This is a genomic window from Nocardiopsis sp. TRM 82005 (assembly GCF_056312425.1).
Map to the genome: position 1 here is coordinate 147,228 of NZ_JBWDTQ010000005.1, position 12,814 is coordinate 160,041.

A 12,814-nucleotide genomic window follows, 5' to 3' on the forward strand; every position below is an offset into this window, starting at 1 on the left:
GCTCCCGTCAGGGGGCGGAGAGGTGGTAGGACCATGACAGGCAACAGGGGCGTGGTGTACCAGGGAGCGGGCAGGGTCGAGGTCCAGGACATCGCCTACCCGGAGTTCGAGCTCAAGGACGGCCCCGGGGTCAACCCCGCGAACGTGGGGCGCAAGGTGCCGCACGGGGTGATCCTGAAGGTCGTCGCCACCAACATCTGCGGAAGCGATCAGCACATGGTGCGGGGGCGCACCACCGCGCCGGAGGGGATGGTCCTGGGCCATGAGATCACCGGGGAGGTGGTCGAGACGGGGCCCGACGTCGAGTTCGTCGAGGTCGGCGATCTGGTCTCGGTGCCGTTCAACATCTCCTGCGGCCGGTGCCGCAACTGCAAGGCGCGGCGGACCGAGATCTGCCTCAACGTCAACCCCGACCGCCCCGGATCGGCCTACGGCTACGTCGACATGGGCGGCTGGGTCGGCGGCCAGGCCCAGTACGCGCTGGTGCCCTACGCCGACTGGAACGTACTGAAGTTCCCCGACCGGGACCGGGCGATGGAGAAGATCCTCGACCTGACGATGCTCTCGGACATCTTCCCGACCGGCTACCACGGCTGCGTCACCGCGGGCGTGAGTGTGGGGTCGAGCGTCTACGTCGCGGGTGCCGGGCCCGTCGGGCTGGCCGCGGCCGCGTCGGCCCAGCTGCTCGGCGCGGCGGTGGTGATCGTCGGTGACTTGCAGGAGGAGCGCCTGGCCCAGGCCCGCAGCTTCGGATGCGAGACGATCAACATCACCGAGGGCGACCCCGGCGAGCAGATCGAGCAGATCCTCGGCCTCCCCGTGGTGGACAGCGCGGTGGACGCCGTCGGCTTCGAGGCGCACGGAACCGGGGAGGAGGCCACGGAGGAGGCGCCCGCGAGCGTCCTGAACACCGCGATGAACCTGACCAGGGCCGGAGGGTCGATCGGTATCCCCGGCCTGTACGTGACCGGTGATCCCGGCGCCTCCGAGGAGGCGGCCAGGGAGGGCTCCCTGTCCATCCGGTTCGGACTGGGCTGGTCCAAGTCACACGCCTTCTTCACCGGCCAGTGCCCGGTCATGAAGTACCACCGGGAACTGATGGCGGCGATCATGACCGACCGCGTACGGATCGCCAAGGCCGTCAACGCCGTGGCCATCCCGCTGGAGGACGCCCCGGAGGGCTACCAGTCCTTCGACAAGGGCGCGGCCAGCAAGTACGTGCTCGACCCGAACGGGTACCTCGGCACGCACTGACGATCCGCCCGGCGGAGAGGCGGGCGGTGGAGAGGCGGACGGCGGAACGAGGGCTCACCGGGCACGTGCGGTGATGGGGGCGAGGACCCGATCGGGTGTCCGCACGCACCGCACGTCCCGGGAGCCCGCCACGGCCGGCGCCGCCGCGTGCCACGCACGGGGCTCCTTTGGCCGTGTGTCCCCCGTTGGGGCCGGGCCGCCGCGCCACAGCCCATGCCGCGTCCCTGGCACAGGTGCCCATGAGGCTTCCCGGAGCGCACGGAGGGTCAGGGCTGGTCCGGCCGGCGGTCGGGCGGCGGACGCTCCGCGCTCTGGGGTACCGCGTCCGCGCGGGTGGCGGCCTCGGCGTCCGAGCCGCCCTCGGGCCCGGCGGCGTCGAGGTCCTCCCCCTCAAGCCTGTTCAGGTGGTCCTTGAGGAACTCCAGCATCTCCATGCGGTCGGCGTGGCTCTCCTCGTAGGCGATCAGCTTGCGCACCTCTTCCGCTGACAGGGAGCGAATGCGTTCCCGCAGGTCCTGGACCGACAGGTCCTCGTACTCGGGAAGGGGAGGGGTGTCCGCCGACATGTCGCTCACCTGCGTCTCTTCTCCGAAGGGTACGAACGTAGACGCACAGATACCCGTGGGGCCGGCCGAGGAAACAGGGGACGGCGGCCCGGCCATGTCCTGTGCCAAGGCCCGTGTGGCGGGCGACGGCCCGGGCGCGACGAAACGGGACCGTAGGAACGGGCCCCGCGGAAGCACTCTCAGGCGCGGCGGTCAGTACGGCTAGCCGTTGTCAGCGGGCAGCAGGCGCAGTACCAGCGGGGCCGAGCGCGGCTCGGGCAGTTCGGCGCCGTCGAGGACGACCAGCTCAGCCGAGGACGGCACGGGCACCTCCGTCTCGTTCCCCAGGGCGATCCTGCGGAACCGGAACTCCGGCTCGCCGGCTTCCTCGCGCATCGCCGCCTCGTCCTCGGGCCCGGGCCGCCGTGCGGTCGACCGGCTGGTCCGCCCGACCGCCTCCGAGGGGCCCGGATCGGCGCAGCCCTGCGGTCTGGGCGGCGGACACCCGGGCACCAGCCACAGCGTCTCGCCGGGCGTGCACAGTCCGGCGAGCAGCCCGGGCACGGTGTCGCCCGGCCCGGTGATCCGCAGCGACGCGCTGCGGCCGCCGACCAGCCGTTCCAGGGCGGCCGCCTGCTCGTCCGGCAACGCGTCAGCCTCCAACAGCTTCACGGCCTCCCCGAGCGGCATCGCCTCGGCGGTGCCGCGCCGCAGCGGCCACCGGGGGAAGACCGGACGGGGCCAGACGTAGGGCAGGCCGCCGGGCGTTCCGGGGAACAGGGGCCCGTAGTGGGCCGGGTCCTTGTACACCAGGGCCGAGCGGTGCGAGACGTGCAGTGCCCCGTCCCCCAGCCATGGCGGGAGCAGGTCGCGCTCCCACAGCTCCTCCTCCTCGGGGACGCGGCCCCCGGTGAAGACCAGCAGCGAGGGCAGCACCGAGTCGGCGTACCCGCGGCGGCGCCACTCACGACACATCGCCACCCCGTAACCCACCAGCGCGGGCACGAAGCCGCGCCACATCGCCACGGCGGGGTGGCGCTTCCACCCGTACGCGGGCCACACCAGGGCCCGCAGCACCTGCATGGCCTCCACCCGCTGCTTGCCCAGCCTGCGGTCGTCCAGTGCCCGCGCGCACTCGGCGAACGCGGGGTGGGGCAGGAAGGTCTGCATCGTCCCCCGTCCGTCCCGCGGCGTCCTCACCGGTCAGGCCTGTCGTGCGGTCCGCTACCCGTCCTCCGCAGGTGTTACCCCTCCACCGGGTCCGCCGCCGACCACCCGCTCCACCCCCGGGACGTCGTGAGCGGCTTCGCGTGCTCTGGCCTCGTCACGGACGCCAGGGTCAGCGGAACAGCGCGCCGAGAAGCCTGCGATGGTGGCCACGTGCCACACGTGCGGCGCTGGGCACTGTTCGAACTGGTGGGATCGCGGAGCCAGGTTCGGATCGAGGCCACCAGCACGGTCCCGTCGAAGATCGCAGCCCGCTTGTCACAGCGGGTCGCGACCGCCCGGTTCTGCTTGAGCGGGTTGACGCATCGCTCCACCGTGTTGCGGCCCCGACAGGCCACCCGAACGAAGGCCGGCGGCCTACCACCCGCCGAGCCTGTGCGGCGGCGCTGATCGGCCAGCAGGGGGCCTGGTGGGCCGGCCGTAGACGTCGCGGGCGTGGAGCAGGAGGTTCCACGCCCGTTGATCTTGTACTTATGGCGAGGTTGGGCCGTCGAGCCGCGCTATAAGTACAAGGTCAACGCCGGGCAGGAGCGGTCCGGCGAACCTTCGCGGTCAGTACGGCTAGCCGTTGTCCTCGGCGCGGCGGCGGGCCACCTCGTAGAGGGACACCCCGGCGGCCACGGAGGCGTTCAGCGACTCCGCGTTGCCGATCGGGATGCTCGCGACCGCGTCGCAGGTCTCGCGCACCAGGCGGGACAGGCCCTTGCCCTCCGCACCCACCACGACCACCAGCGGGTTGGTGGCCAGCTCCAGGTTCGGGAGCCGGGTGTCGCCCTTGGCGTCGAGGCCGACGACGAACAGGCCCGCCTTCTTGAAGGTCTCCAGCGCCCGGGTCAGGTTGGTGGCCTGGGCCACGGGCAGCCGCGCCAGGGTGCCGGCGGAGGTCTTCCACACGGTCATGTTGACCCCGGCCGAGCGGCGCTCGGGGACGATGATGCCGTGCGCGCCGAACGCGGCGGCCGAGCGCGCGATGGCGCCCAGGTTGTGCGGGTCGGTGACCCCGTCCAGAGCGACGATCAGCGGCGGGGTGTCGGACTCCAGCGCGCTGTCCAGCAGGCCCTCGGGGGCCCAGTACTGGTAGGGCCGCACCTGGAGCACGATCCCCTGGTGGGCGGCGCCGGGCTGCCCGTTGCTCTCGCAACGGCGGTCGAGCTCGGCGCGGGAGACCTCGACCACGTCCACGCCGCGCTCACCGGCGAGCAGGGCGGCTTCGTTGATCCGGTCGTCGGGGTCGAGGCTGTTGGCCAGGAACAGGCGGGTGGAGGGCATTCCCGCACGTAGCGCCTCCACCACCGGGTTGCGTCCGACCAGCAGGTCGGAGCTGTCCTGACGGCGGCGCTCGGTCCCCTTCGCGCCGTGCGGCTGGCCGTCGGAGGACTTGGCGCGCCGGGCGGCCTTGGCCCGCTGCTTGCCCTCGTACCAGTGCCGCTGGTCGGCGGGGAGGGTACCGCTCTTGCCTTCCAGCGAACGGCGGCCCTTGCCGCCGCTGCCCTTGGTCGGACCCTTCTTGTTCTTCTTCGCCGGCATGGTCGCCGCCTCTCGTACGTATCGCGAACATGCCGGAGGCGCGGGGCATCCGGCTGGTGGAATATCGCCGACCGGTGCGAACACGGTGGCAAACTCCCAGCCTAGCGCCGCCGCACCACCACGCGCGTCGCCTCAGCCGCGGCGCAGGTCCCAGCGGGGGCCCTGCGGGGTGTCCTCGACCACGATGCCCGCCTCGGCGAGCTGGTCGCGGATCGCGTCGGCCGCCGCGTAGTCCTTGCGTCCCCGTGCCGCCTGGCGCTGCTCAAGGGCGACCGCGACCAGGGCGTCCACGACCTCGCGCAGCCCCTGGTCGCCGCCGGCCCACTGCTCGCCGAGCGGGTCCAGGCCAAGGACGCCGAGCATGGTACGCAGCTCACCGGCGATCTCGGCGACCTGCTCCTTGCCGCCGGCGGCCAGCGCCGTGTTGCCCTCGCGGACGTGCCCGTGCACGACGGCGAGGGCCTGGGAGACCCCGAGGTCGTCGTTGAGCGCGGACGCGAACCCGGCGGGCACGTCGGCGGCGGGGTTGACCTCGCCCAGCACCTCGACGGCCCTGGTGAGGAAGCCCTCGATGCGCTGGTAGGCGGTGGCCGCCTCCTGGAGTGCCGCGTCGGAGTAGTCGATGACGGAGCGGTAGTGCACCTGGCCGAGGTAGTAGCGCAGCTCGACGGGACGGACCTTGCGCACCATCTGCGGGATGAGCAGGGAGTTGCCCAGCGACTTGCTCATCTTCTCGCCGCCGACGACGAGCAGCCCGTTGTGCAGCCAGTACTGGGCGAAGCCGTCGCCTGCGGCGCGGGACTGGGCGAGCTCGTTCTCGTGGTGCGGGAAGACCAGGTCCAGACCGCCGCCGTGGATGTCGAAACTGGGACCCAGGTACTTGGTGGACATCGCCGAGCACTCCAGGTGCCAGCCGGGGCGGCCGCGTCCCCACGGGGTGTCCCAACTGGGCTCCCCCGGTTTGGCGCCCTTCCAGAGGGCGAAGTCGCGGGGATCGCGCTTGACCCGGCCCGGGTCGGCGTCAGCCGACTCCACGACCTGGTCGGGGCGCTGGTTGGACAGATCACCGTAGGGCGGGTAGGAGCACACGTCGAAGTAGACGTCGCCGGAGCCGTCACCGGCGGCGTAGGCGTGGCCCGCGTCGATGAGGCGGTGTATGAGGTCGATCATCTCGGGCACGTGCCCGGTGGCCCGCGGCTCGACGGTGGGCGGCAGGCAGCCCAGGATCTCGTAGGCGTAGGTGAAGGCGCGCTGGTTGCGCTCGCTGACATGCCACCAGGGCACGCCCTCGTCCGCCGCCACCCTGATGATCTTGTCATCGATGTCGGTGACGTTGCGGCAGAAGGTGACGTCGTATCCCAGGTGTGTCAGCCAACGGCGCAGGATGTCGAAGTTCACTCCGGACCGGATGTGTCCGATGTGCGGGGGTGCCTGCACCGTGGCACCACACAGGTACAGGGAGGCGGCCCCCTCACGTAGCGGGACGAACTCGCGGACCTGTCGGGCACTGGTGTCATAGAAGCGCAGACTCACGTTGTCAAGCGTATCCGCTTTCCCCTGACGCGGGAGTCACAAACCAGGAACGCCATCCTGGGCGGAAGCCTTCGCGGACATCCCCAAGTGCATATATGTGATTAGCCGTATTCAGGCGAGTGGGAGGCGAGACGGGCCTGTTCCAAAGCCCGTCCCCGTCGATCGCCGAGTCACTACCCCCTGCATATCCCAACAGAACGACGCAGAACGCCTTCAGGGCAGCTCGTCTGGAAGCGGCCGTAATCGTCCGGAATCTCGTGTTCGTGGCATCGCCTCGGCTACGCTGCGAAAGCGATGGCCCCTTACAACAACGCCCCCGAGTCAGGGACACGGAACGGTCGGCCCGCGGCAGGTCGCGGTGCGGGAGCCGGTGCTCCCGTCGGTGGCGCCCTGTTCGTCGGCCTCATCGCCCTGTGCGCCCTCGTCGTCTCCTACAACGGCATCTTCCGGTTCGCCGAGTACGGCGGGCACGAGGACAGCCTCCTCGCCCACGTGTTCCCGGTGGCCTACACGCTGCTGCTGATCATGGCGTGCTGGGTGAGCTACCTCCTGCGCGGCGCGCACCCGCGTGAGCGGTTCTGGGTCGACCTGGTGATGATCCCGCTTCTGATCCTGTTCGCGTTCGCGGCGATGCTGATGAGCAACCTCCAGCTCATCGAGCGGGTCCACCAGGGGGTGGCCAACGTGATCGTGGCGGTGGCGCCGCTCGCGGGGCTGCTGGTGGCGTTCCTGCTGTGGCTCGCCCTGCGCGCGCACATGCGCAGGCGCCGCCGCGTACCGGTCGCGCGGCCGCGCCCGGCGGACGACCCCACCACGGTGCTGCGTGCCCGTTCCGTGGTCCCCCCGGCCGAGGAGTCCGTGTCCCCGACCGGGGACGGGGACGGGGACGGGGACGGCGGTGAGGATCTCAGCACCCGGCTGCTGCGCCTGGGATCCGACGACCGCGACCGGGACGGCGGCGAGGACGGCCCCGACGGGGGCGATACGGCGGCGTCCGCGCCGACCGCCCACCGTGGGAAGGACGAGAACGCGGCCGACCGGGACTGGGATTGGGAGAGGGACCGGTGGGACGACGAGGCCGTCGCCGCCGAACCGCCGCCCCGACTGCCCTTCGGGGACGCTCCCGGGACCGGTGCGGCGGCACGGCCGAAGGCCGACGGGGGCGCCTCGGTGCCGCCGGGACCGACCCCGCCCCTGCCCCGGCGCTCCCGGACCGGGCACAACCCGATCAGGCGAGCCGTCGAGCAGACCCCGGTGGTGCCCGGTGCCGCCGCGCCCACTGATGCCGGGCCGGAGCCGGTCGCGGCGGTACCGGAAACCCTCACCGATGAGGGTTTCGTGCATGAGCCGCCTCCCGGCGACCCGGCCTCGGACGAGGCCGAGGCCCCCGTGGCCGCCACCGCGTCGAAGCCCCCGCCCGAACCAGAGCTCGGAACCGGGCCGGAGCCCGAACCGGAGCCCGGACCGGTGTCCTCGCCGGAGCCGGGGCCCGGGCACGTGCTGGCGGGGGGACCCGAGAGGGCGGAGGAGATCGAAGGACCCGAGGAGCCCATGGGGACCGAGGAACCGGGGCCCCTTCCGACCGCGGTGACCGAGGACGGACCCGAGGCCGTGCCGGGGTACGGCGCGTCGTCCGAGGCATCGACGGAGCCGGGTGAGGCCGGGATACCGGACACGGCGCTCTGGGAGCCGCCCGAGGACGACTCCGACGCGGGTGCCGGTGTTCTGTCGGACTACGTGCCGCCGGTGTGGACACCGCCGGAGGACCGCTCGTCGTTCGCGGAGGGGGCCGAGCCCCAGGGGGAGCCCACGGAGGCGGGGGACCCGGAGCACGGCCCCGGTTCCGCCCCCCTGCCCGAGGCGGAGGAACTCCCCTCCGCCGCTGACGCGGGGAGCGAGCGGGACCCCGGGGCCGCACCCGACCGGAGCCATCGGCCGGAGCGGCTCGGGCCGCGGCCGCCACTGGAGAAGCGCCCCATGATGCTCAAGCCGCCCAGACCGCCGATGGTGAACTTCGTGTCGGGTCCGCCGTCGCGACGCGTGCGCAGCGAACCGCTCCGCCCCGACGAGTGACCCGGCGGGGCCGCTCACAGCCCGGGAAGCGTACGCGCGGTCAGTCCGCGGGAGCGCACAGGGCCGTCGCGACGGCCGCGATACCCTCTCCGCGGCCGGTGAGGCCCAGGCCGTCGGTCGTGGTCGCCGACACGCTCACCGGCGCTCCCACGACCTCTGAGAGCGTCTTCTCGGCCTCCGCGCGCCTCGGGGCGAATTTGGGGCGGTTGCTGATGATCTGGACGGCCACGTTGCCGATCTCGAAGCCGGCCGCGCGTACGCGCACGGCGGTCTCGGTCAGCAGGGCGGCGCCCGAGGCGCCCTTCCACCTTGGCTCCGAGGTGCCGAAGTTGGTTCCCAGGTCTCCCAGTCCGCACGCGGACAACAGCGCGTCGCACGCGGCGTGGGCGGCGACATCGCCGTCAGAATGGCCGCTGACGCCCTCTTCGCCCGGCCATTCCAAACCAGCGAGGAAAAGTGTGCGCCCAGAAGAGAACGGGTGGACGTCGGTTCCGACGCCCACCCGAGGCATTTTCGTCATGAATTACGTGATTCCGAGACCGGGTATCAGTTCGTAAGAACCTCGTCGAGGAGGGCCTCAGCCTTGTCCTCGTTGGTCTTTTCCGCGAGTGCGAGTTCGCTGACGAGAATCTGCCGCGCTTTGGCGAGCATCCGCTTCTCACCTGCGGACAGCCCCCGCTCCTTGTCCCGCCTCCAGAGGTCTCGGACCACTTCGGCGACCTTGTTGACGTCGCCCGACGCCAACTTCTCCAGGTTGGCCTTGTAGCGCCTGGACCAGTTGGTGGGCTCTTCGGTGTGCGGTGCGCGAAGCACCTCGAAGACCTTGTCCAGGCCCTCCTGCCCCACCACGTCGCGAACGCCGACCTCTTCGGCGTTCGCGGCAGGCACGCGCACCGTCAGATCGCCCTTGTCGACCCTCAGAACGAGGTAGGTTCTGTCCTCGCCCTTAATGGTGCGAGTCTCGATCGCTTCAATACGAGCAGCCCCATGATGGGGGTAGACAACAGTGTCGCCGACCTTGAAAGCCATGTGACAGGTACCCCTTCCGCTACCACAAGGATACCACGAATCCGTGACTTAACGTACCTATTAGGTTTGCGAACACGCAGGTCAGGCCACACTTTTTAGGGCTTGACAAAGTATACCCGAGGCCAGCAGCGTGCCTGGTCAGGCCATGTACGGAAGGGCTTGCGCCCCTTCGGGTGACGCCACGGCCGACCCTTCACAAGGGGTTCTGGTGGGACCGCCGGGGCCCGCGCGAGGACATCGGAGCGACGGATCTCACGATACCGCGTCGCTTACGGCACCACCGTCGCGGCAACGGTCGCCGACCCCGGCCGGACCGGCGCCGGAAGGGGGCACACAAGCCGGGGTCATCCCTCCGGGTCGTAATCCTCCCGCTTCTCCCCCGTCACCATGTAGACGAGGTTGTCGGCGACGTGCACCGCGTGGTCACCGAAGCGTTCATAGAACCGTCCGACCAGGGTGACGTCCATGGTGGCCTCCACGCCGTACCCCCACCCGGGAGCGAGAATGCGTTGCAGCAGCTTGCGGCGCAGCCGGTCCATCGTGTCGTCGTCCTTGTCCAGCTCCAGCGCGGTGTCCGGGTCGCGCCCGGTGATGACCTCGCCGGCCTTCGTCACCAGCAGCTCCGCCTGGTGCCCCATCTCCAGAACGATCGACCTGACCGGCTTGGGGATCGCCGAGTCCGGGTACCGCCGCCTCGCGATCTTGGCCAGGTGAACGGCGTGGTCGCCCATCCGCTCCAGGTCGCCGCGCATGTACAGCGAGGTGATGATGGTCCGAAGGTCCGAGGCGACCGGCTGCTGCCGCGCCATCAGACTGAAGGCGGTGTCCTCGATATCCTGGTCGAGGCGGTTGATCTCCTCATCACCGGAGATGACCTCCTGGGCCGCGTTCAGGTCACTGTCCAGCAGCGCCGTGGTCGCGCGGGCGACGGCGTGCCGGGCGAGCCGCGTCATCTCCACGAGGCGTTCGCTCAGACTGTCCAGATCGTCGTGGTAAGTGTCGCGCATGGCGTCAATGCTCCCAGTGGTTGTTTGAAGGATCGGCCAAGAGTTGATGAACGATGGAAGAACCTCGGTTGTGTCGCATGCCCTGACCGGGTAAAGATCCCGTCCACACGTTTACGATCGAAGGGTGCAAGGGGAACTTCTCGCCGCGGTAACCGGCATCATCGGACTCGTCACGGGCGTCGTAATAGGCGTCCTCGCCGGTCCCTTCTTCCGTACGGGCGCCGCTACACGGCAGGCGCCGCCACCGGAACGCAGGGACGGCAGCACCCTCCCACCCGGTATCGCCGAGGTGCTGTCCGCACTTTCCTCCTCCGCCGTCGTCCTGGACTCCGCCGACAGGGTCCTGCGCGCCTCGTCCGCCGCACGCGCCTTCGGCATCGTCCGGGGCGAGGAGCTGGTGATAAGCGAGCTCCTGGCCCTGGCCCGGCAGGTGCGGCGGGACGGCGTCATCCGGGAGACTGACATCGAGGTGGCCGTACGCAAGTTCGGCCCCGACGCCACGTCCTTCGCCGTGCGGGTGGCCCCCCTGGGCGGAACCGGGCTGGTCCTGGTCCTGGCCGAGGACCAGACCGAGCACCGCCGCCTGGAGGCGGTACGCCGCGACTTCGTCGCCAACATCTCGCACGAGCTGAAAACCCCGGTGGGCGCTTTGGCCCTGTTGGCGGAAACCGTACAGGACGCCAGTGACGACCCGGAAGCGGTGCGTCGCTTCACCGAGCGCATGCAGACGGAGGCCTCCCGGCTGACCGCCGTCATCCAGGACCTCATCACGCTCTCCCGAATCCAGGGCGCCGAGCCGATGGCCGCGCCCACCCGGGTCGACCTCGGCCCCGTCGTGGAGGAGGCGCTCGACTCGGTGCGGATGCCCGCGGACGCCAAGGGGATCGATCTGGTCGGCAGCGGCGCCGAGGGCGTCACGGTCCTGGGCGACGAGGGGCTGCTGGGCACGGCCCTGCGCAACCTGGTCGCCAACGCCGTGGCCTACAGCCCCAAGAACACCCGGGTCGTCGTCTCGGTCGGTGTGTCCAGGTCCAGTGTGGACATCAGCGTCGCCGACCAGGGCATCGGGATCCCGCAGCAGGACCTGGAAAGAATCTTCGAGCGGTTCTACCGTGTGGACGCCGCTCGGAGCCGGGCCACCGGAGGTACCGGTCTGGGCCTGGCGATCGTCAAGCACATCATGACCCACCACCGTGGAGAAGTGACCGTGTGGAGCAAGGAGGGGTCGGGGTCGACGTTCACTCTGCGTCTGCCCAGACCCGAGAGCCGGGGGCCCGAGGCCGCCCGGAACACCGACCGTCAGGAGGCGGCACAGTGACGCGTGTACTCGTTGTCGAGGACGAGGAATCCTACAGCGACGCCCTGTCGTACATGCTGCGCAAGGAGGGCTTCGAAGTCGCCGTGGCGCCCACCGGGACCGTGGCGCTGGAGACCTTCGACCGTACCGGGGCCGACCTGGTGCTGCTGGACCTGATGCTGCCCGGGCTCTCAGGCACCGAGGTGTGCCGGACCCTGCGGCAGAAGTCCAACGTCCCCGTGATCATGCTGACCGCCAAGGACGCCGAGATCGACAAGGTCGTCGGTCTGGAACTGGGCGCCGACGACTACGTGACCAAGCCCTTCTCCTCCCGCGAGTTGGTGGCCCGCATCCGAGCGGTGCTGCGTCGTCGGGGCGAGGACGAGGTCGTGCTGCCCGCCGCCCTGGAGGCCGGCCCCGTCCGCATGGACGTGGAGCGGCACGTGGTGACGGTGCGCGGCGACAGCGTGCAGCTTCCCCTGAAGGAGTTCGAGCTGCTGGAGGTGCTCCTGCGCAACGCCGGGCGGGTGCTCACCCGGATGCAGCTCATCGACCGCGTGTGGGGCGCCGACTACGTCGGTGACACCAAGACCCTCGACGTACACGTCAAGCGGCTACGCGCGAAGATAGAGGAGGACCCCGGCAACCCGAGGTACATCGTGACCGTGCGCGGTCTGGGCTACAAGTTCGAGCCGGTGACCGCCGACGTCTGAGGGGCACGGGAACTCTTCTCCGGGACTTCCCTCTCCCCCTGCTCTTCCCGTGTCCCGGGCCGTGGTGCGGGCCATCGCCCGGGACGCACGCCGGCGGAACCGTCACCGGTCCCCGGTTTCCCGCGTCATCGGCGGCCAGGCACGGACCCGCGCTTCTCGGCGGTCCGGGTCAGGCCTCCAGGATGACGGTGAACGGCCCCTCGTTGGTGAGGGAGACCGACATCTTCGCGCCGAACACCCCCGTGGCGACCTCGGCGCCCAACTCACGCAGCTCCTTGACGACCGCCTCCACGAGCGGCTCGGCGACGGATCCGGGTGCGGCGGCCTGCCAGGTGGGGCGGCGGCCCTTGCGCGCGTCGCCGTAGAGCGTGAACTGACTGACCACGAGCAGCGGCGCGCCGATGTCGGAGCACGAACGCTCGTCCTCCAGGATCCGCAGCGTCCACAGCTTCCTGGCGATCCTGGCCGCCTCGGCGGCGGTGTCGGTGTGGGTCACCCCCACCAGCGCCGTCAGACCGGGCTCCGTGACCTGCCCGACCACCTCGCCGTCCACCGTCACAGACGCGTGCGACACGCGCTGCACGACCGCGCGCATGGTTCCTCCCTCGT

At 70.7% G+C, this 12,814-nt stretch carries 12 protein-coding genes; 4 read left to right on the plus strand and 8 right to left on the minus strand.

The window, feature by feature from the left end; translation table 11 throughout:
* The first annotated feature begins 33 nt into the window (after nucleotides 1–33).
* Nucleotides 34–1,254 carry a formaldehyde dehydrogenase, glutathione-independent gene (gene fdhA, locus AC0T5L_RS03165; RefSeq protein WP_476163809.1) on the plus strand — a complete coding sequence of 407 codons (1,221 nt, stop codon included), beginning with the start codon at nucleotides 34–36 and terminating at the stop codon, nucleotides 1,252–1,254.
* Nucleotides 1,255–1,520: 266 nt separating this feature from the next.
* Here the strand turns inward: fdhA and AC0T5L_RS03170 are convergent, their stop codons facing one another.
* The 4 genes from AC0T5L_RS03170 to cysS all read right to left on the minus strand — a co-directional run bounded on the left by AC0T5L_RS03170 (nucleotide 1,521) and on the right by cysS (nucleotide 6,086).
* Complete coding sequence (locus tag AC0T5L_RS03170; protein WP_476164089.1) at nucleotides 1,521–1,820, minus strand: DUF8129 domain-containing protein; 300 nt, start codon at nucleotides 1,818–1,820, stop codon at nucleotides 1,521–1,523.
* Between the two features lie 201 nt (nucleotides 1,821–2,021).
* Nucleotides 2,022–2,969, minus strand: coding sequence for an MSMEG_6728 family protein (locus AC0T5L_RS03175; RefSeq protein WP_476163810.1), 948 nt, complete (start codon nucleotides 2,967–2,969; stop codon nucleotides 2,022–2,024).
* Between the two features lie 618 nt (nucleotides 2,970–3,587).
* Nucleotides 3,588–4,553: a 23S rRNA (guanosine(2251)-2'-O)-methyltransferase RlmB gene (rlmB, locus tag AC0T5L_RS03180; RefSeq protein ID WP_476163811.1), complete on the minus strand. Its 966-nt coding sequence runs from the start codon at nucleotides 4,551–4,553 to the stop codon at nucleotides 3,588–3,590.
* A 132-nt stretch (nucleotides 4,554–4,685) separates the two neighbouring features.
* Nucleotides 4,686–6,086, minus strand: a complete 1,401-nt coding sequence (gene cysS, locus AC0T5L_RS03185) for a cysteine--tRNA ligase (protein WP_476163812.1) — start codon at nucleotides 6,084–6,086, stop codon at nucleotides 4,686–4,688.
* Between the two features lie 294 nt (nucleotides 6,087–6,380).
* On the opposite strand from cysS, the gene AC0T5L_RS03190 reads away from it, so the two are divergent.
* On the plus strand, nucleotides 6,381–8,159 hold the full coding sequence (locus AC0T5L_RS03190; protein WP_476163813.1) for a DUF2637 domain-containing protein: 1,779 nt from the start codon (nucleotides 6,381–6,383) through the stop codon (nucleotides 8,157–8,159).
* Nucleotides 8,160–8,199: 40 nt separating this feature from the next.
* Here the strand turns inward: AC0T5L_RS03190 and ispF are convergent, their stop codons facing one another.
* From ispF to phoU, 3 genes are all read right to left on the minus strand, one after another.
* Nucleotides 8,200–8,670, minus strand: a complete 471-nt coding sequence (gene ispF / locus AC0T5L_RS03195; RefSeq protein WP_476164090.1) for a 2-C-methyl-D-erythritol 2,4-cyclodiphosphate synthase — start codon at nucleotides 8,668–8,670, stop codon at nucleotides 8,200–8,202.
* 35 nt (nucleotides 8,671–8,705) lie between these two features.
* Complete coding sequence (locus AC0T5L_RS03200; RefSeq protein ID WP_476163814.1) at nucleotides 8,706–9,188, minus strand: CarD family transcriptional regulator; 483 nt, start codon at nucleotides 9,186–9,188, stop codon at nucleotides 8,706–8,708.
* 344 nt (nucleotides 9,189–9,532) lie between these two features.
* Nucleotides 9,533–10,195 (minus strand): phosphate signaling complex protein PhoU, encoded by a 663-nt coding sequence (phoU, locus tag AC0T5L_RS03205; RefSeq protein ID WP_476163815.1) that lies wholly within the window; start codon nucleotides 10,193–10,195, stop codon nucleotides 9,533–9,535.
* A gap of 124 nt (nucleotides 10,196–10,319) precedes the next feature.
* Between phoU and AC0T5L_RS03210 the strand changes: the two genes are divergently transcribed.
* Both AC0T5L_RS03210 and AC0T5L_RS03215 read left to right on the plus strand, forming a co-directional pair.
* On the plus strand, nucleotides 10,320–11,513 hold the full coding sequence (locus AC0T5L_RS03210; protein WP_476163816.1) for a sensor histidine kinase: 1,194 nt from the start codon (nucleotides 10,320–10,322) through the stop codon (nucleotides 11,511–11,513).
* Nucleotides 11,510–12,205 carry a response regulator gene (locus AC0T5L_RS03215; protein ID WP_476163817.1) on the plus strand — a complete coding sequence of 232 codons (696 nt, stop codon included), beginning with the start codon at nucleotides 11,510–11,512 and terminating at the stop codon, nucleotides 12,203–12,205. Before AC0T5L_RS03210 ends, AC0T5L_RS03215 begins: the two co-directional genes overlap by 4 nt.
* A gap of 169 nt (nucleotides 12,206–12,374) precedes the next feature.
* On the opposite strand, the gene dtd is transcribed toward AC0T5L_RS03215, so the two are convergent.
* Nucleotides 12,375–12,800 (minus strand): D-aminoacyl-tRNA deacylase, encoded by a 426-nt coding sequence (dtd, locus tag AC0T5L_RS03220; protein ID WP_476163818.1) that lies wholly within the window; start codon nucleotides 12,798–12,800, stop codon nucleotides 12,375–12,377.
* Between the last annotated feature and the right edge of the window lie 14 nt (nucleotides 12,801–12,814).

What these genes read in the sequence shown, in the direction of transcription:
- AC0T5L_RS03175 (WP_476163810.1), bottom strand. Translation starts at nt 2,969, where the DNA reads ATGCAGACCTTCCTGCCCCACCCCGCGTTCGCCGAGTGCGCGCGGGCA.
- ispF (WP_476164090.1), bottom strand. Translation starts at nt 8,670, where the DNA reads ATGCCTCGGGTGGGCGTCGGAACCGACGTCCACCCGTTCTCTTCTGGG.
- fdhA (WP_476163809.1), top strand. Translation starts at nt 34, where the DNA reads ATGACAGGCAACAGGGGCGTGGTGTACCAGGGAGCGGGCAGGGTCGAG.
- rlmB (WP_476163811.1), bottom strand. Translation starts at nt 4,553, where the DNA reads ATGCCGGCGAAGAAGAACAAGAAGGGTCCGACCAAGGGCAGCGGCGGC.
- AC0T5L_RS03170 (WP_476164089.1), bottom strand. Translation starts at nt 1,820, where the DNA reads ATGTCGGCGGACACCCCTCCCCTTCCCGAGTACGAGGACCTGTCGGTC.
- phoU (WP_476163815.1), bottom strand. Translation starts at nt 10,195, where the DNA reads ATGCGCGACACTTACCACGACGATCTGGACAGTCTGAGCGAACGCCTC.
- AC0T5L_RS03200 (WP_476163814.1), bottom strand. Translation starts at nt 9,188, where the DNA reads ATGGCTTTCAAGGTCGGCGACACTGTTGTCTACCCCCATCATGGGGCT.
- AC0T5L_RS03190 (WP_476163813.1), top strand. Translation starts at nt 6,381, where the DNA reads ATGGCCCCTTACAACAACGCCCCCGAGTCAGGGACACGGAACGGTCGG.
- dtd (WP_476163818.1), bottom strand. Translation starts at nt 12,800, where the DNA reads ATGCGCGCGGTCGTGCAGCGCGTGTCGCACGCGTCTGTGACGGTGGAC.